Source organism: Brevundimonas sp. (assembly GCF_046295595.1).
In the GTDB taxonomy this organism is placed as follows: domain Bacteria; phylum Pseudomonadota; class Alphaproteobacteria; order Caulobacterales; family Caulobacteraceae; genus Brevundimonas.
The window spans coordinates 41,792-59,235 of sequence record NZ_JBKBMX010000005.1 but is presented as its reverse complement, the minus strand read 5'-3'; the positions used below and the strand labels follow the sequence as shown (position 1 = coordinate 59,235).

Sequence of the window (17,444 nt, the reverse complement as noted above, 5' to 3'; positions counted from 1 at the left end):
CGCAGGGCGGCAACTCCGGCGCGCGCCAACCGTTAACAGTCCATGCGCCTGAGAACCATTCAAGTCATCGCCGCCCTGATCGCGGCCGTCGCCTTCGTCCTCGCCTTCATGGCGGCAGGCGTGTTTCTGATCTCCAGCCTGTTCATGGCCGTGGGTCTCGCCGCCGTGGCCTGGCTGGCCTGGAGCATGGTCAAACGGGTCAAACTGTGGGGCGATATTCAGGGAATCCGGGCGCGTCGGCGGAAGCCCGCCGCGTAAGCCCACGATCCACCGGACGCCTTGCCCCTTGAACCCGGGCGCAGGGCGCCCTACCCTCTTGGGCCGGTCGCGTGCGCCCAGCGACCTCTGTGCCGAGTAAGTCTGTCAGTCGGGCAAACCAAGAAACTCACGACATATGGAAAAAGTGCCGATGACGGCCGAGGGCTACCGCGCCCTCGACGATCAGTTGAAGCAATTGAAGTCGGTCGAGAGGCCAAGCGTAATCGCGGCCATTTCGGAGGCGCGCGAACACGGCGACCTGTCCGAAAACGCCGAGTATCACGCGGCGAAGGAACGGCAAGGCTGGATCGAAGGCCAGATCGCCGACATCGAGGACAAGATCAGCCGCGCCCAGGTTATCGACGTCTCCAAGCTGAGCGGCGACCAGGTGAAATTCGGCGCTACGGTCACGGTGGTGGACGAGGACACCGAGGAAGAGGGCCGCTACCAGATCGTCGGCGAGCATGAGGCCGACGTCCGGGCGGGCAAGATTTCCGTCTCTTCGCCGATCGCGCGTTCGATGATCTCCAAGGAGGTCGGCGACGTGGTCGAGGTCAACACACCCGGCGGCGTGAAGGCCTACGAAATCCTCAAGGTCGAGTGGAAATAGGGACCGACAGGCCCCCGCTCACGGTCTGGGTCGTTTCCGACGGCCGGGCCGGCATCGAAAATCAGGCGCTGGGTCTGGCGGAAGCCGTCCAGCGCCTTTTTCCGTCCGTGATCACCGTCAAGCGCATCCGCTGGCGCAAGGCCTTCGACAGACTGCCGTCGGCCCTGAAGGCGACGTGGATGCTGGACCCGTCGTCCGATCCCGCCACGCCCGGGCCCGGCGAGCCCTGGCCGGACCTGTGGATCGCCGCGGGCCGGGCGACCCTGCCCCTGTCAGCGGCGGCGCGGCGCCGGTCCGGCGACCGCGCCTTCGTCGTCCAGACCCAGGATCCGCGCTGGAAGCGGGACGTCTACAATCTGGTCGTGGTCCCGGCCCATGACGCACTCTCCGGCCCCAATGTGCTGTCGATCACCGGCTCGCCTCACCGGGTGACGGCGGCGCGCCTGGCCGAGGGCGCGGCGGCGTTCGAGGGCGTGCTGAAGCCCCTCCCCCGCCCGCGCGTGACGGTGCTGGTCGGCGGGCGGTCGGCCTCGTTCGACCTGCCCGAGGGCCATGCCGCAGAACTGGCCGACCGGATCGCGGACGCGGTGGCCGCGGCGGGCGGGTCATTGATGCTGACCTTTTCGCGGCGGACGCCCGATGCGGCGAAACAGGTGATGACGGCGCGGCTATCCGGCCTGCCCGGGACTATCTGGGACGGGACCGGGCCGAACCCCTATTTCGCCTTCCTGCACTTCGCCGACCATGTGCTGGTCACCGAGGACAGCGCCAATATGGCGGCCGAGGCGGCCTCGACCGGGAAGCCGGTGCATATCCTGCCGATGGTCCCGCTGAAGTCCGGCGGGAAATTCGCCCGACTGCACGCCGACCTGCGCGAACGCGGCGCGGCGCGGCCTTTCGACGGGACGCTGGCGGGGTGGACCTATGCTCCGCTGACCGAGACGGAGCGGGCCGCGCGGGTGGTGCTGGAGCGGATGGGGCGTCCGGCGGCGCCCTAACTGTCTCCCTCCCCGTCCCGGGGAGGGTGGCCGCGCAGCGGCCGGGTGGGGGCGGCGGCTTCGAGCTGCGCGACGATCCCGGCCAGCACGCCATCAAGGTTGTCGCGGATCGCTGCGTTGTCATAGCGAAGCGTGGTGAACCCCTCGCGCGCGAAAGCGGCATCCCGGCGTCGGTCTTGCTCAACCCGCCAGTCGTGACCGGACCCGTCGACCTCGACGATCAGTCGCCGGTCGAGGCAGATGAAGTCAGGGTAGAAGCCCAGCATCGGGTGTTGACGACGGAAGTGAAAGCCGCGCGCCCGCAGGCGTCGCAGCGCTACCCAGAGGCGAGCCTCTGGAGGGCTCATCGTCTTGCGCATGGCGCGAGCCTTGGCGACGACGGGCATAAGCGGGTCTCCTACGCACCTATAGATTGCGCGTTGCAGAGTTCAGTGCAAGCGGCCGCCCCCACCCGGTCGGCGCTGCGCGTCGACCACCCTCCCCCGAGGGGGAGGGAGATTCTTAGTCGCCGCCGCCGCCGTCCGAGCCACCGTCGTAATCATGACGATGATCGCTGCCGCCAGATCCGTCGCCGGCGTCCCCTTTGCGGCCTTTCTTGCGGGCGTCCATGGTCAGGCCGATGGCCACGCCGACGCCCATCCCGACGCCGATCCCGACAGCCAGATTGCCCATCGCCACACCCAGACCGGCGCCGATGGCCAGGCCGAGGGCACTGCCGACGCCCATAAAGCTGCGACCCTCCATGAGTCTTCTCCGTCGCATGGCTGTGAATGGATCACAGCCTAGCATCGCGCGAAGCGGAATCAGCGCCTAAATAGACGCCATGAGCACTCCCCGAACCGTTCGCGTCGCCATCATCGGCTCCGGCCCCGCCGGCTGGACCGCCGCCATCTACGCCGCCCGCGCCCTGCTGAACCCCGTCGTCATCGCCGGCCTGCAGCCGGGCGGCCAGCTGACCATCACCACCGACGTCGAGAACTATCCCGGCTTCGCCGATGTGATCCAGGGCCCGTGGCTGATGGAGCAGATGCGCGCCCAGGCCGAGCATGTCGGCACCGAGATCATCGAGGACGTCGTGGTCAAGGCCGACCTGTCCCAGCGGCCGTTCCGGCTGACGCTGGACTCGGGGACCGAACTGCTGGCCGAGACGGTGATCATCTCGACCGGCGCCCAGGCCAAATGGCTGGGGATCGAGAGCGAGGCCAAGTATCAGGGCTTCGGCGTGTCGGCCTGCGCCACCTGCGACGGCTTCTTCTATCGCGGCAAGGACGTCATCGTCGTCGGCGGCGGCAACACCGCGGTTGAGGAGGCGCTGTTCCTGACCAATTTCGCCTCGAAGGTGACGGTGGTGCACCGCCGCGACGAGTTCCGGGCCGAGCGCATCCTGCAGGACCGGCTGTTCTCCAACCCCAAGGTCGAGGTGGTCTGGGACTCGGCCATCGATGAGATCCTCGGCGAGACCAACAGCTTCGGCGGCGTCAATGTCACCGGAGCGCGGCTGAAGAACGTCAAGACCGGCGAGACCTGCGACCTCGCCGCCGACGGCGTGTTCATCGCCATCGGCCACGCCCCGTCATCCGAGCTGTTCGCCGGCCAGCTGGAAACCAAGCAGGGCGGCTATCTGGTGGTCAAACCGGGTACGGCGGCGACGGCCATCGAGGGCGTCTGGGCGGCGGGGGATGTGACCGACGACATCTATCGCCAGGCGGTCACCGCGGCGGGCATGGGCTGTATGGCGGCGCTGGAGGCGGTGCGTTACCTGTCCGAGCAGGACCACAAGGCCGAGGGCCATCCGATCTCGCACAAGGAAGCGGAGAAGATCGGCGTCTGGTGAGACGGTGACGCCGTCGGCTCAGGCGAACAGCTGCAACTCGGGCGGGGCGTATAGCACCGGCGCGCCGGCGCGGCGGCCGAGCGCATAGCCGACGCACTTCTGGACCGCGGCCTCGTCTGTCGGCTTGCACAGCACGCCGATGGCGCCCGCCACGCCGCCGCGAACCATGCCGGGGTTGGCCGTCATGAACAGAACCGAGACGCCGAGTTCCTCACCCAGCTCGCGGGCCAAGGCGACGCCCGTAGGACCGTCGGAGAGGTGGATGTCGACCAACGCCAGATCGACCTCGGTCTCCCGCGCTACGGCGCGCGCCGTAGCGGCGTCTGCGACCGTCCCCACCACCTGATGGCCGAGATCCTCGAGGACGAAGCGGAGTTCCATCGCCACGAGGGCTTCGTCTTCGATGATCAGGATACGCGCGGTCATCAGGATCAGTCAGTTCAAATGTTCGCCGCCGTACAGTGGCGATGCAGGGTTAGCGTGCAGTCGTACCAGCGGTTCCGTCATCAGCCATTTAACGCCGCGCGGCGGCGGGACAGGGCGGTGGCGGGGAGGTCCGCTATGACCTGCAAACCGGACAACTCCCAATTTCGTTCCAGCCGACCGCCGAGCTGGCCCTCAACCGAGAGGCTGGCCAGAGACGAGCCGAAGCCGACATGCGTCGGCGGTCCATCGAGGAACGGCCCGCCGGTTTCCGTCCAGGTCAGGACAAAACGGTCGCCCAGACGGCGGGTCTGAAGCGTCACCCGCCCCCCCTCCTGCGACAAGGCGCCGTACTTTGACGCATTGGTCGCCAGCTCATGGAACAGCAGGGCGACCGAGGTCGCGGCCTGGTCGTCGAAGGTGGCGTCGTCGCCGCTGACAACGATGCGCGGGGCGCCGTTCGGGTCGCTGTAGGCCTTGAACAGATCGGCGAGGAAGGCGTGCAGCGTCATCGAGCCGACGGTCGGCTGCGAGGTCTCCGTGTGAGGGCGGACGAACTCATGCGCCCGCGCCAGGGCGTTGATGCGGGTGCGCACCGCCGCGGCGAAGGCCTTGGCCTCGGGGTGCTGACGCGCCGACAGGGCGATCAGGGCCGAGACCACGGCGAAAATGTTCTTGATCCGGTGGCTGAGTTCCTGGCTCAGCAACTCCTTGGCCTGATCCGACCGCTTCAGATCGTCAATGTCGGTGCAGGTGCCGAACCAGCGGGTGATCTCCCCCGCCTCGTTGCGGATCGGGCGCGCGCGCCCGAGGGTCCAGCGGTAGACGCCGTCATGGCGGCGCAAACGGTATTCGATCTCATAGGGCTGGCCCGTCTCGAGGCTCTGGCGCCAGACCCCGAAGGCCCGCTCCTGATCCTCGGGATGGAACATGCCGTTCCAGCCCTCTCCGTCGGTCGAGCCGGCCGGAACGCCGGTGAACTCGTACCAGCGGGCGTTGTAGTAATCGTGGAAGCCGTCCGGCTGGGTTGACCAGACCATCTGCGGCATGGACTCTGCGATGGCGCGGAACCGCGTTTCGCTCTCGGCGAGTGCGTCCATGGCGCGCTGCAGTTCGGCGTCGCCGCGACGGCCGGCGGCGAGGGCGCGGCGCAGGTTGAGCATCCCCATGACCTGACGCGCCAACACCTCCAGCGCCTGGGTCTGCAGGGCGGTCAGACCTTCGGGCCGGGGTTTGGTGTCGAGCACGCACAGGGTGCCGAGCGGCAGGCCCTCCTCGGTCCTGAGCACGACCCCGGCATAGAAGCGCAGCCCTTCCGTCCCGGTGACCAGCGGATTGCAGGCGAAGCGGGCGTCGGCGGTGGCGTCCGGCACCACGAGGCGGTCCGACTCCAGCAGGACATGGCGGCAGAAAGAGGTTTCCAGCGGCGTTTCACTGACGCCCAGGCCGACCTCTGACTTGAACCACTGGCGATCGGCGTCCACCAGGGTGATCACCGCGATGGGCGCGTCGCAGAGGCGGGCGATCAGCGCCGTCACATCGTCGAAGTCGGCCTCGCGACCGGTGTCGAGGATATCGTAGGCTCGCAGCGCCTTGAGCCGATCGTCCTCAGTCCAGGTCGTCATCGAGGGTCCATGATTGTGCGCCCCGACACCGAAACGCCGCCAGCTTGACTAATGCGAAGCGCGCCCGGGCGTTGCAGTAAGGGACTATTAGGAAGGCTGAGGGGGATTGTCAGGAGGCGGGCCGGCCGACTTCCTCGACGTCCAGGACGGTCACGCCGGGCGTGGCGGCCGACGGGGCGGGCGCGGGCCTGGCCGGTTCCTCGAAGTCGGCCAGACGCTGGTTGATCTCGGCGATCTGGTCGCGGGTCGGCTGCTGACGTCCGCCGAGGGAGACCACGCCGACGACGCGGGTCTGGCCGTCGATTTCCACCGTCCGCATGGCGGCGTCGCCGCCGGCGGCCGCCTCGGAGAGGGCGGCCTCGGCCTCGGCCGCCGAGGCGAGATCGATGCGGGGACGGGCGAAGCGCGCCTCGTCGATGCGCGGCTCGCGACCGGCATAGGCCTGACGGAAGGCCGCCGGCTCGCCGTACACGCCCTTCCAGCGATAGAAGATGTGCGCCCCGATCTGGGTCAGCTTGTTCAACGTCGGGGCCCACCATGGGTGGACGTAGTCGGCGTGGTAATGGGTGGCGGTCCCGACCTTCGTGGCGACATAGCCGCCCAAGGCCTGCTCGGCGACACGGGCGGCCCGGGTCCAGGCCCAAGCGACGGGGCCCTGGGCCAGCGAACCGTCGCAGGTGAAGCTGAACTGGCAGCCGGTGACGCGCTCGGCGCCTTCATAGACCACGCCGCAAACGGTGTTGGCGTAGTTGGGATCGCGGACCCGGTTGAGGATGACCTGGGCCACCGCCTCCTGGCCTTCAGTTGGCTCGAGCGCCGCCTCGTAATAGATGGCCTGGGTCAGGCAGCGGACGGCGCGGCGGCGGTCTTCGGCCGTGGCCGGCTTGAACGGGAACGGCTGAGCGGGGCGCAGCAGGCCCGAGGCGGGCATGGCGGCGTTCAGCTTGTGCGCATCGAGGCCCGAGGCGCCGAAGTCGAGCGACGGCTTGCCGCCGAGGGACAGGGTCTCCCAGCCGGGGGTCAGGCCGTACAGGGCGGCGCGGCGCTCGCCCGGATCGTGACGCAGGGCGACGGCGATCTGCGACGGCGTCATGCGGGCGGTGATGGCGGCGAGACCCTTGGCGCCCCGGTCGCCGTCGGTCAGCTGACGCACGGTCTCGGCGCGGCGGTCGATCTCCGGGCGAACGGTCGAACTGGCGGCCATGGCCACGCCGATGGCGGCCAGCGCGGCGGGCGCCGCGGCGGCGAACCGGCGGCTGGTCTTCAGCAGCGATGTCCAGTCAGACCTGACCATTCGAACTCCCGGCTCCGGCGAGGACGCCGGACCGTTTGCGATACGCTTCAAGCGAGGCGGTTTTCAGGCGGAAAACCACCGCTCGGTCAAGACTCAACGCTCGCCGAGGGTGGAACGCAGCATCCAGGCGAATTTTTCATGCGCGGCGAGGCGCTGGGTCATCAGATCCGCAGAAGCTTCGTCGCCGGCGGCGTCCGCGGCCTCGAAGGCCTTGCGGGCGGTGGCGATCAGGGTCTCGTGGTCCTGCATCAGCTCCTTGAGCATGGCCTGGGCGTCCTTCTCCGGGTCGCCGTCTTTGATGGCGGTCAGGTTGCCGAAGGCCGAATAGCTCTGGGGCGCGAGGACGCCGAGGGCGCGGACCCGTTCCGCGATATCGTCCAGCGCCGCCCAGATGTCGCGGTACTGCTGCTCCAGCAGATTGTGGAAGCTGAAGAACTCCGGCCCGCGGACGTTCCAGTGATAGCCATGCGTCTTGAGGTAGACGGCGAAGCTGTCGGCCAGGACCTTGGTCAGCTCCTGCGCGACATCCGTGCGGTCGGCCTTCGAAAGGCCGGTGTCGATCTTGGCGTTCATGCTGGCTCCTGGTGTTGTAAGGTCGTCACTGGAGGTAAGCACGACCGGCCTACGTGCAAGCCGGAACCGAAGCAGTCCAACAAAAGCCAAGCTTGCCGGAACGCAAGGGCGACCGATACGTTGCCGCAGATCGCGTGCGCGCGAGCGGGGGCTGAATGGGCGCGGTCGGGGTGTTTCGGCGAGTGTTTGACATAGAAGCGGGCCTGACGCGCCTGGCGCGGGTGCGCTCCAGGCCTTGGTGGGCCTCGGTGCTGATCGGGATCGGCTGCGCGGCGGTCATGCTGCTGCTTCGGATGGCCTTGGCGGCCTTCTACGCCGACGTCACCGGATTCATGATCCTGTTGCCAGCCGTCATCGTCGCGGCGCTGGCCGGTGGACGCATTGCGGGGGTGGTGGCAGTCGCCGTCTGCCTGTTCGGCGGCTGGGCGCTGGTCGGTTCCGGCTCCATGGGCGCGGGGGTGAGCAACCGACTGGGCGTTGTAGCGACGACGAACTTCATCGTGGTCGGACTGTTCTGCACCCTCGTCGCCGCCGCCCTGCGCAAGGTTCTCGGACGGCTGGACGCGTCGATCGAGGCCCTGCGCCTGTCCGCCGACCGGGCTACCGACAGCGAGCGCCGCCTGTCCCTGATCAGCGAGCAGGCCCCGGTGATGCTGTGGATGAGCGACGAACAGGGACGCTGCGTCCACCTCAACGCGGCGCTCAAGCGCTTCTGGGGCGTGGCGGACATAGACGGTACGTTCGACTTCGCCGCCTATATTCACGAGGAGGATCAGGAACGGGTCGCGGCCGGCACCCGGGAGGCCGCCGGGCGCGCCGCGCCGTTCGAGGTGGAAGCCCGCTTCCGGCGCGCCGATGGGGTTTGGAGAATCCTGCACACCGAAGCGCGTCCGCGGATCGACCCGGACGGGCGTTATCGCGGCATGATCGGCGTCAATGTCGACGTCACCGACGCCCGCTCGGCCGAGGCGGCCCTGCGCGAAAGCGAGGCCCGCTTCCGTCTGATGGCGGACACGGCGCCCTCGCCGGTGTGGCTGACCAACGCCGGGGGAGAGGTCGAGTTCGTCAACGCCGCCCTAATCGCCTTCTACGGACGTCCGGCGAACGACATTCTGGGCCACATCTGGCGCGAGGCCATCCACCCGGACGACGTCGAGGGGGTGAACGCGGTTCAGGCGGAACGCCGCCCCGACCACCTGCCCTACGCCTTCGAGGCGCGTTTCCGGCGGGCGGATGGCCTGTGGCGCTGGATGCGCGTCGCGGTGAATCCCCGCTTCGATGCGGACGGAACCTTCAGGGGCTACGTCGGCATGTCATTCGACGTCACCGATACGCACGAGGCGATCGAGCTGATCGCGCGGCAGGAGCGGCGTCAGTCGTTCCTGCTCGCGCTGGCTGATTCCCTCCGCGACCTGACCTCGCCGGACGCGGTCATGACCGCGGTGGAGCGCGCCCTCGGAACCGAACTGCAGGCCCAGAGGGTCGGGTACGGCGAGGTCGACCAGGACCGCCAGCAGGTGTCGATGAGCCGCGACTGGACGGCCGATGTGGTCAGCGCCCAGGGACTCTTCTCGCTGGAGGATCTCGGGGCGGAGTTGATCTCGGACCTTTCTGAGGGCCGGCCGGTCCGCATCGCCGATGTCCGGCGGGACCCCCGCACCCAGGACGCGGTCGAACTGCTGGAGCGGTTGCAAACTCGCTCCCTGATGCGGGCGCCCCTGATCCGCGGCGGACGCCTGCGCGCCTTCCTCTATGTGCACGACTCCCGGGTCCGGGAGTGGACGGACGACGAACTGGAGCTGCTTCAGGAGGTCGCCGGCCGGACATGGGCCGAAATCGAACGGACGCGCGCCGAGGCCGAAGTCCGCGAAAGCGAAGAGCGGTTTCGCGCCATCGCCGACACGGCGCCGGTGTTCATCTGGGTGACGCAACAGGATCGCAGCCGGGCGTTCGTGAACCAGGCCTATGTCGCCTACAGCGGCGGCTCATATGAAGATGCCCGGCTTCTGGACTGGCGCGCCATCATCCATCCCGACGATCAGGATCGCGTCCTCGAGGACTCCCTTGCCGGCGAAGCCAACCGCCAGCCTTTCTCAATGGAGGCGCGCTACCGCCGCCATGACGGTGAATACCGGTGGCTGAAGTCCTTCTCCCGGCCCCGGTTCGGAGCCGATGGCGATGTCATCGGCTTTGTCGGCGTCGCCTTCGACGTCACGGACATTCGCGAGGCACAGGCGCGCCTGCTGGAATCCGAGACCCGCTTCCGCACTGTCGCCGACAGCGCACCGGCGCTGATCTGGATGAGCGATGTCGACAGCGTCATCACCTTCGCGAACCGCCGCTACCGAACCTTCTTCGGTCTCGGGGCTGAGGACGCCTTGGGCTACGGCTGGCGGCGGCTGGTTCACAGCGAAGATCTGGCGAAATTCGAGGCCGACTACAGACGGGCCTTCAAGGTCCGTGACCGGGTCGAGGGGCTACTTCGGGTGAACCACCCGGTGCTGGGTCTGCGCTGGCTGCGCTGCGAAGGCGTGCCGCGCTTCGACGGCGACGGTCGGTTCCAGGGCTATGTCGGGGCCAATATCGACGTCACCGAGGCCAAGCGGGCCGAGGACGACCTGAAGCGGATCAACGAGCTGCTCGAAGAGCGGGTCGGCGAGGCGTTGGCCGAGAAGGCCAAGGCCGAGGCCGACCTGATGCATGCCCAGCGGATGGAGGCCGTCGGACGTCTGACCGGCGGGGTGGCGCATGATTTCAACAATCTGCTGACGGTGGTGATCGGCGCGCTCGACATGATGCTGAGGGCCCCCGACAACGCCGCGCGCCAGAAGAAGCTGGGCGAGGCGGCGTTGTCGGCGGCGCGGCGAGGTGAGCGCCTGACGCACCAGCTTCTGGCCTTCTCACGGCGCCAGGCGCTGCGGCCGGAGCCCACCGACCTGAATGAGCTGATCCGCGAAAGCGAGCCCTTGCTACGCCGGGCGCTGGGCGAGGCCATCGACTTCAAGCTGAAGCTGCGACGCGGCGGAGCGCGGGTCAGCGTCGATCCGGCCCAGTTTGAAGCCGCCCTGCTGAATCTGGTCGTCAACGCCCGCGACGCCCTCGGCGACCGGGGCAAACTCAGCATCCAGACCCTGACCTGCCCGGTGGCGCCGAGCGAGATCGCCGAGCTTCCGGCGGGCGATTACGTCTGCGTCATCGTGTCCGACAACGGCTCAGGGATGGCGCCCGAGGTTATCGAACGCGTCTTCGAGCCCTTCTTCACGACCAAGCCGGTCGGCAAGGGGACGGGGCTGGGGCTGAGCCAGGTGTATGGATTCGCGCGGCAGAGCGGCGGCGGCGTGAGGGTGACCTCGACCGTCGGTCGCGGCACGGAAATCCGTCTCTATCTCCCGCCGCTGGCGGAAACGGAGGGCGTCCTGCCCTCCACGCCTGCCGCGGAACTGCGCACCGTGGCGGCCGGCCGCCGGCTGTTGCTGGTCGAGGACGATCCCGGCGTGGCGGCCGTCGCCCAGGAACTGCTGGAGGGTCTGGGACTGGAAGTTCGAGCGGCCGAGAACGGGCCGCACGCCCTGGAACTGCTGAACGAGGAGCGGTTCGACATCATGCTGTCGGATGTCGTCATGCCGGGCGGCATGACCGGCATCGAACTGGCGCGTGAATGCGCTCGCGTGTGGCCGGACATGCGCATCGTGCTGACGTCGGGCTATGCGGGAGACGATGTCGACGCGGCGCTGGCGGACGCGCCATGGCCGTTCATTCGCAAGCCCTATTCGGGCCAGCAACTGGCGGCGGTGTTGGGCGATAGCGAGGACGGGACCGCCTGACATCGGCGCGCCCCCGGCATGCGGCGACGCGCCCTGACGTCGACCTAGCGCTGCCGCGCCTTGCGAGCGGCGTAGCGCTGGTCGCGGGCCGCCTTCTGTTCTTCCTTGGAAAGCTGTTTGCGCTCCTTGCGGGCGGCGCGCTTCTCGGCCTCGACGGCCTCAAGAGCCTCGTGGTCTGCGGCCAGACGGGCCGCCTCGGCCTCGGCCTTCTGGCGACGGACCTCGGCCTTCTCGAGTTCGCGCTGCTGGCGCAGGGCCTCTTTCTCGGCGGCGCGCTTCTCCTGCAGCTTTTCGAACTCGGGGTCGGGCGCGGCGGGCTTGGGCTTGAAGCGGGCCAGCAGAGCCTTCTTGGCGTCCTGCTGGGCGGTGATGCGGTCGTTGAAGCCGGTTTGTTTCAGATCTCTCATGCGAGCGGTCGTCGATGTCCTTGATGATTTGTCAGGTGCGCGAACGCGCAGGGCGAGCGACGCTCAGCCAACGCCGGGTGGGCTAAGCCCATATGGGGGTGAAAATCAAGGTTGCGAGGCGGAGAACAGCCTCCGCCCCGCAATCGATCTTACACTGTGTCAGTTCGGCTTCTCGGCCTGACCGACCGCGGCGCCGGCCGCGCCCCCCACGGCGGCCCCGACCGGTCCGGCCACCACCGCGCCGGCGATGGCCCCGGTTGCGGCCTTCTGTTCAATGGTGTGGCCGCACGCGGCAACGCTGGCGGCGGCGACGGCTGAAGCGAGGATCAAGGCAGTGCGTTTCATGGGAAGCTCCTGGATATCGAGCCCAAACGCCGCCACGGCCAAGGTGTTCCGGCGACAGCGGCTCAAGATGACGCCTCCGACGGAGGCGAAACGATGACAATAGTTCCCATGGCCGGCAATCACCAATGGGTCCTTGGAAACCGCGCTATGTTGAGCTTGGGTCACAAAATACAGTATCAGACTCACTCACTTGGTAGATCATCCATTCGCGACGCGTGAACAGCTGGGGGATACCAGAGCGTGACCCGCGTATGTTTCAGCGCACATGAATCTTGCGAATCAACCACAATGACGCCATAAATGGCTGGCTTAAGGCGCGTCCCGACGAGCCAGCCTGTTCGCTGATCGTTGTTCTACCGCAGCCGGGCCGCGACCGAAGCGTCGCCCCCGCCGCGAGACTACCCGGGGGCGGCGCTGCGCCCTGCTGTACAGGATTGAGCCTTTGTCCAAACCCTCGCATTCGCGTGCGACGTCTCCTGCCGAACGCAAGGCCAGAATCCGGCCGGGCGCGGCGGCGGCGACCTTCGGCGCGATGGTGGGTCTGGCGATCGGTTGCGCCTATCTGGGCGGCGCCGCGGCCAAGGCGACGACGGTGCGGGCCCAGGCCGAGCGAATCGAAAGCGCCACCGCCGCCGGCTTCACCGAAGAGGCGCTGGCCGCCGCCGCGGGCGGTCTGGACGAAAGCGCCCTGACCATCGCCCGCCGGCACGACCCCTACACCGTGGCCGGTTCCGCCCAGCGCGACCGTCAGGCCGAACTGCTGACCGCCCGTCTCGAGCAACTCCGGGCCCAGTCGCCGGAAAACAGCCTGCGCCGTGTCAGCCTGACCGGCCCCCTCGCCGCCCAGCCTTTCCGCCTCGGCGGCGCTCTGGACGCCTCGCGCGATCTGGAATGCCTGACCCAGGCGGCCTATTACGAAGCCCGCGGCGAGGGTCGCGAGGGTATGAAGGCGGTGGCCCAGGTGGTGCTGAACCGCGTTCGTCACCGGGCCTTCCCCAACAGCGTCTGCGGCGTCGTGTTCCAGGGCGCCGGGCGGCGTACGGGCTGCCAGTTCAGCTTCACCTGCGACGGGTCGATGCGCGGCCCGGTCAACAGCGCCGCCTGGAACCGGGCCCGCGACATCGCGTCCAGCGCCCTGTCCGGCAGCGTCTACGCCAGCGTCGGCAACGCCACCCATTTCCACACCACCGGCGTGTCGCCGCGCTGGCGCCACTCGCTGGTGCGGGTCAGCCAGGTCGGGGACCACCTGTTCTATCGCTTCGGCGGACGCTCCGGCTCCGGCGCGGCGTTCAGCTACGCCGCCCGTCCGTCGACCGAGGCCGAAGCGCCGCGCCTGATCCAGGCCAGCCTCGACCCGGGCGGCGCCGTGCGCGACGCTGGCGCCATCGCCTATAATCTGCTGCTTGCCCAGGAAGGCGGCGACACGCCGGTCCCGGCCGCTGCCCCCCCGCCTTCCGCGGCGCCCGCGACGCCGGCCGTGAAGATCAAGGAACCGGCGAGCGCGTCCCCCGCCGCGCCCCCGGCCGCACAGGCCACGCCCTCCGCCTGAGGCAAGACCCACGTCGGCATCCTCAGCGGTGACGCTCGTCAACCTTCCACTCGGTCAGGAACGCGCCCCGAAGCGGGCCAAAGCGGTTTACGCGCGGGTTTCCATCGCGCGGACGCGGGTCATCTCCCGGCTCCACGGCGCGGGGCGTCCGCAACTGCGCGGCCATCCTAACGGGCCTGGGCGGTGGTGTTCTGCTTGATGTTGGCGAACCGCCCCTGTTGGTCGGTGTTGACGTCGGCGTCGCCCGGCTGGCCGTCGTGGACGTTGGTTCGGCGGTCGCGGCGATCCGGCGCATCGCCCGAGACATCCGGCTTCTCGCCCGGGACGCTCTGTTCTTCAGCGGGGATTTTCGGGGCCTGGGTCATGGTCTGCTCCTTGGGGCGTGTTCAGGAAAACGGGACCCGGCGGCGGCCGTTCCTTACCGCCGCGCTTTCAGAGCGCGTCCAGACCGACATCCAGCGACGGGGCCGAATGGGTCAGCGCGCCAACGGAGATCACGTCCACGCCGGTCGCGGCGATGGCGCGCACCGTCTGGAGGTTCACCCCGCCCGAAGCCTCAAAAATCGGCCGACCGAAAGATGAGGCGCCCGCCCGGGCAACGGCGGCGCGCAGGTCGTCGAGGGAGAAGTTGTCGAGCATGATCACGTCTGGCCGTTCGGCGAGGGCCTCGTCCAGCTGATCGAGGCCGTCGACCTCGATCTCGATCCTGACCAGATGGCCGGCCATGGCCCGGGCGCGGCGGATGGCCTCGCCGACGCCGCCGCAGACGGCGACATGGTTGTCCTTGATCAGGATGGCGTCATCCAGACCGAAACGGTGATTGACGCCGCCGCCGCAGGCCACGGCGTGCTTCTCCAGCGCGCGCAGGCCGGGGGTTGTCTTGCGGGTGTCGGCGATGCGCGCGGCCGTCCCCCCGACGGCCTCGACATAGGCGCGGGTCAGGGTGGCGACGCCGCACAGCCGACCCAGCAGGTTCAGCGCCGTCCGTTCGGCGGCGAGGAAGGCGCGGGCGTCCGCCTCGGCCTCGACCAGCACAGCGCCCGCCTCGAAGGCGTCGCCGTCGTGGGCCTTGAGATCGATCGCGGCCGTGGGGTCCATGGCCAGGAGCGCGAGCCGGACGCAGTCGACTCCGGCCAGAACCCCGGGCTGACGCGCCGCAAACACCGCCCGCATGCGCGCGCCTTCGGGGATGCAGGCCTGGGCGGTGATGTCCCCGGCGCGGCCGAGGTCCTCGGCCAAGGCCATCCGCACGACCGGTTCGATCAGCAGGTCGGGCAGTCGCCGGATCATGGTCGTCTCGCTCATCCGGCCATCGCCGGGGTTCGGGCCCGCAGCCGGGTATGCCGGGCCTCGGACGCGGCGGCGGGGAAATCGGTCCGGTAGTGGCCGCCGCGGCTCTCGCGGCGCGCCAGGGCGGCCTCGACGATCAGCCGGGCGGCGACCAGGGACGCGGCGTCCGGGTTCCGCGCATCGAGCCGATCCAGCACCGCCAGGGCGCGGGTCAATCCGGCGGCGGAACGCATGACCCCGACCTCGTCGCTCATGGTCGCGCGCAGGGTCTGCAGATCGGCGTGCGAGAGGTCGGGGGCGGCGCGAGCCGGGAGCACCGGCCCGGAGACCGGCGGCGCCCCGGCGGCGGCCCGCCCGGTGCGGCGGCCGAAGGCGGCGGCCTCGAGCAGGGAGTTGGAGGCCAAGCGGTTTGCGCCGTGAACGCCGGTGGCGGCGCATTCCCCGACCGCGAACAGGCCGGACAGGGTCGTGCGGCCGTCGGGCCCGGCGGCGATTCCGCCCATATGATAGTGGGCCGCCGCGGCGACAGGGATCGGCGTCTGGCGCGGGTCCAGGCCAGCCCGCATGCAGGCGGCGAAGACGGCGGGAAATTCGTGCTTGAAGGCCGGGCCGATGGCCGTGCGGGCGTCGAGGAAGGCGCCGCGGCCGTCCATGCGCGCGGCGTGCACCGCACGCGCCACGACGTCGCGGGATTGCAGGTCGGCGTCGTCCGCCTCTCCCAGCAGGAAACGTCCCCCACGATCGATCAGCCGGGCGCCCTCCCCGCGCAGCGCCTCGGTGGCCAGCGGCATGGGGTCGAGGCCGACGTCGATCGCGGTCGGATGGAACTGGACAAACTCGGGGTCGAGGACTTCGGCCCCGGCCTGAAAGGCCAGCGCCATGCCCTCGCCGAGCAGCTCGGCCGGGGTGGTGGTCCAGGCGAAGAGGCCGCCGGCGCCGCCGGTGGCCAGCACCACCGCCGGGGCCAGGACCTGGACCCGCCGTCCGTCGCGCTCGATCACGGCGCCGCGGATGCGGCCGGTTTCGTCCTGGATCAGGCCGCGCAGCCGGCCGTTCTCCCACACCTCGATGTGAGGGGCGGCGCGGGCCGCCGCCACGAGGGCGGACAGGATGGCGCGACCGGCGCCGTCGCCGCCGACCCGGGCGACCCGCGCCCGCGAATGGGCCGCTTCGAGGCTGACGGCGAAGCCACCCGCCGCATCTCGGTCGAACGGCGCGCCCAGCGCAGCCAGCCACTCCACGGTGGCGCGGCCATCGGCCGTGAGCAGCCGCGCGGCCTCGGTCTCGACCAGACCGGCGCCGGCGGCCCGGGTGTCGGCGGCGTGCAGCGCCGGCGTGTCGGCCCCGGACAGGGCCGCCGCCACGCCGCCTTGGGCCCAGGCGGAGGATGAGGCCTGAAGCAGGGGCGCCGGGGTGACGACGAGGACCTTGCGCGGCGCGGCCTCCAGCGCGGCCGAAAGGCCGGCCAGCCCACCGCCGATGATCAGCGGGCCGTCATGTTCGATACGGTTCAACGACCGATGCCGAGATAGCGGCCGGCGATATCGAGGGCGACCGGCAGGGAGCCGCCACCGAGCGGCATCAGGGCGGCGAGGCCGACGCCGACGCAGGCCGCCGTGGTGATGACGAAAAGACCGACGCTGAACGCGGATTCGCGTCCGCTGAGCGGCCGGCCGTCCGGACGCCACGCGCCGCGCTTGAGATGGCCGATCAGGGCGATCGCCAGAAAGGCCGCCAGAATCCAGCGGCCGGTGACGACGCCCCACCAGACGATGAGGGCGCCCACCGCCAGCATGGCCAACTGCTCCACCCGGGGGTGGATCCGCGCGAGCACCGGTCCGAGGGCCTTTGAGCCGTCCAGCGGCGGCGCGGGAGCGAGGTTGATCAGGTTCACGGCGGCGATCACGGCGGCGCCGAGCAGCCAGGCCGCCTGCCCCGTGGCGACGAAGCCGGCGAAGAAGGGGATAGCGGCGAGCAGGCCGAAGGCCGGGCCGGCCAGCGAGACCAGCACGCCGTGCCATTCGCTCTGCGGCAGTCGCTGGCTCTTCGCCAGGCCGCCAAGGAAGGGAATGATGTAGATTCGGGCCGGGCCCATGCCGAGCCGGTTCATCGCCAGAACGTGGCCGTATTCGTGGACCAGCAGGCCCCAGATCAGCGCCACGGCAATGACCCAGCTGCCGCTGATCCACCAGATGAAGCCGCCCAGCAGCAGGGTGGAGACCGCCGCCCAGACCGGGTTCTGACCTTTGTCCAGGGGTGACTCGGCGGCGCGAGCCGGTTCCGGCGGCGCGGGCGCGGCGGCGACATCTTCGGGGCGCGGGTCCCAGGGACCCGGGCGGCGGGGCGTGTTGCTTTCGGTCATGCCCGTGACTTGGCCTCGTCCGTCCGCAGCCACAAGGCCAGGACGGCGGGAA

Annotated in this window: 18 protein-coding genes; 6 read left to right on the top strand and 12 right to left on the bottom strand. The window is 69.5% G+C overall.

Annotation, left to right across the window (positions count from 1 at the left end):
* Window positions 1-42: 42 nt before the first annotated feature.
* The 3 genes from ACK4JY_RS04945 (at window position 43) to ACK4JY_RS04935 (ending at window position 1,866) form a co-directional block, all read left to right on the top strand.
* On the top strand, window positions 43-258 hold the full coding sequence (locus tag ACK4JY_RS04945; protein ID WP_409603395.1) for a hypothetical protein: 216 nt from the start codon (window positions 43-45) through the stop codon (window positions 256-258).
* Window positions 259-394: 136 nt separating this feature from the next.
* Window positions 395-868, top strand: a complete 474-nt coding sequence (greA, locus tag ACK4JY_RS04940) for a transcription elongation factor GreA (protein ID WP_409603393.1) — start codon at window positions 395-397, stop codon at window positions 866-868.
* The gene (locus tag ACK4JY_RS04935) at window positions 859-1,866 is read left to right on the top strand and encodes a mitochondrial fission ELM1 family protein (protein ID WP_409603391.1); all 1,008 of its coding nucleotides are present in this window, start codon (window positions 859-861) and stop codon (window positions 1,864-1,866) included. The genes greA and ACK4JY_RS04935 overlap by 10 nt, the downstream gene beginning before the upstream one ends.
* On the opposite strand, the gene ACK4JY_RS04930 is transcribed toward ACK4JY_RS04935, so the two are convergent.
* Together ACK4JY_RS04930 and ACK4JY_RS04925 are read right to left on the bottom strand one after the other, a co-directional pair.
* Window positions 1,863-2,252, bottom strand: a complete 390-nt coding sequence (locus ACK4JY_RS04930; RefSeq protein WP_409603390.1) for an endonuclease domain-containing protein — start codon at window positions 2,250-2,252, stop codon at window positions 1,863-1,865. The genes ACK4JY_RS04935 and ACK4JY_RS04930 overlap by 4 nt on opposite strands.
* A gap of 115 nt (window positions 2,253-2,367) precedes the next feature.
* Window positions 2,368-2,610: a hypothetical protein gene (locus ACK4JY_RS04925; protein ID WP_409603388.1), complete on the bottom strand. Its 243-nt coding sequence runs from the start codon at window positions 2,608-2,610 to the stop codon at window positions 2,368-2,370.
* A gap of 79 nt (window positions 2,611-2,689) precedes the next feature.
* On the opposite strand from ACK4JY_RS04925, the gene trxB reads away from it, so the two are divergent.
* Window positions 2,690-3,700: a thioredoxin-disulfide reductase gene (gene trxB / locus ACK4JY_RS04920; protein WP_409603386.1), complete on the top strand. Its 1,011-nt coding sequence runs from the start codon at window positions 2,690-2,692 to the stop codon at window positions 3,698-3,700.
* A gap of 18 nt (window positions 3,701-3,718) precedes the next feature.
* Here trxB and ACK4JY_RS04915 read toward each other — a convergent pair whose 3' ends face one another.
* The 4 genes from ACK4JY_RS04915 to ACK4JY_RS04900 form a co-directional block, all read right to left on the bottom strand.
* Window positions 3,719-4,126, bottom strand: a complete 408-nt coding sequence (locus ACK4JY_RS04915; protein WP_409603384.1) for a response regulator — start codon at window positions 4,124-4,126, stop codon at window positions 3,719-3,721.
* An 80-nt stretch (window positions 4,127-4,206) separates the two neighbouring features.
* Window positions 4,207-5,748 carry a sensor histidine kinase gene (locus ACK4JY_RS04910; protein WP_409603382.1) on the bottom strand — a complete coding sequence of 514 codons (1,542 nt, stop codon included), beginning with the start codon at window positions 5,746-5,748 and terminating at the stop codon, window positions 4,207-4,209.
* 109 nt (window positions 5,749-5,857) lie between these two features.
* Complete coding sequence (locus tag ACK4JY_RS04905; RefSeq protein ID WP_409603380.1) at window positions 5,858-7,042, bottom strand: cell wall hydrolase; 1,185 nt, start codon at window positions 7,040-7,042, stop codon at window positions 5,858-5,860.
* A 93-nt stretch (window positions 7,043-7,135) separates the two neighbouring features.
* Window positions 7,136-7,615: a Dps family protein gene (locus ACK4JY_RS04900; protein WP_409603378.1), complete on the bottom strand. Its 480-nt coding sequence runs from the start codon at window positions 7,613-7,615 to the stop codon at window positions 7,136-7,138.
* Window positions 7,616-7,797: 182 nt separating this feature from the next.
* Between ACK4JY_RS04900 and ACK4JY_RS04895 the strand changes: the two genes are divergently transcribed.
* Window positions 7,798-11,439, top strand: a complete 3,642-nt coding sequence (locus ACK4JY_RS04895; RefSeq protein WP_409603377.1) for a PAS domain S-box protein — start codon at window positions 7,798-7,800, stop codon at window positions 11,437-11,439.
* Between the two features lie 44 nt (window positions 11,440-11,483).
* Here ACK4JY_RS04895 and ACK4JY_RS04890 read toward each other — a convergent pair whose 3' ends face one another.
* Together ACK4JY_RS04890 and ACK4JY_RS04885 are read right to left on the bottom strand one after the other, a co-directional pair.
* Window positions 11,484-11,846 carry a DUF6481 family protein gene (locus ACK4JY_RS04890; protein WP_409603375.1) on the bottom strand — a complete coding sequence of 121 codons (363 nt, stop codon included), beginning with the start codon at window positions 11,844-11,846 and terminating at the stop codon, window positions 11,484-11,486.
* 159 nt (window positions 11,847-12,005) lie between these two features.
* Window positions 12,006-12,191 carry a hypothetical protein gene (locus ACK4JY_RS04885; RefSeq protein WP_409603373.1) on the bottom strand — a complete coding sequence of 62 codons (186 nt, stop codon included), beginning with the start codon at window positions 12,189-12,191 and terminating at the stop codon, window positions 12,006-12,008.
* A 442-nt stretch (window positions 12,192-12,633) separates the two neighbouring features.
* Here ACK4JY_RS04885 and ACK4JY_RS04880 point away from each other — a divergent pair, with 442 nt between their 5' ends.
* A complete protein-coding gene (locus tag ACK4JY_RS04880) occupies window positions 12,634-13,740 on the top strand; it encodes a cell wall hydrolase (RefSeq protein WP_409603371.1) in 1,107 nt (368 codons plus the stop codon).
* Between the two features lie 167 nt (window positions 13,741-13,907).
* On the opposite strand, the gene ACK4JY_RS04875 is transcribed toward ACK4JY_RS04880, so the two are convergent.
* The 4 genes from ACK4JY_RS04875 to ACK4JY_RS04860 form a co-directional block, all read right to left on the bottom strand.
* On the bottom strand, window positions 13,908-14,105 hold the full coding sequence (locus ACK4JY_RS04875) for a hypothetical protein (RefSeq protein WP_409603369.1): 198 nt from the start codon (window positions 14,103-14,105) through the stop codon (window positions 13,908-13,910).
* A 67-nt stretch (window positions 14,106-14,172) separates the two neighbouring features.
* Window positions 14,173-15,030 carry a carboxylating nicotinate-nucleotide diphosphorylase gene (gene nadC, locus ACK4JY_RS04870; RefSeq protein ID WP_409603668.1) on the bottom strand — a complete coding sequence of 286 codons (858 nt, stop codon included), beginning with the start codon at window positions 15,028-15,030 and terminating at the stop codon, window positions 14,173-14,175.
* 11 nt (window positions 15,031-15,041) lie between these two features.
* Entirely contained in the window at window positions 15,042-16,544 is a 1,503-nt protein-coding gene (locus ACK4JY_RS04865; RefSeq protein WP_409603367.1) for an L-aspartate oxidase, read from the bottom strand.
* The gene (locus ACK4JY_RS04860) at window positions 16,541-17,392 is read right to left on the bottom strand and encodes a metalloprotease (RefSeq protein WP_409603365.1); all 852 of its coding nucleotides are present in this window, start codon (window positions 17,390-17,392) and stop codon (window positions 16,541-16,543) included. Before ACK4JY_RS04860 ends, ACK4JY_RS04865 begins: the two co-directional genes overlap by 4 nt.
* Window positions 17,393-17,444: the final 52 nt, after the last annotated feature.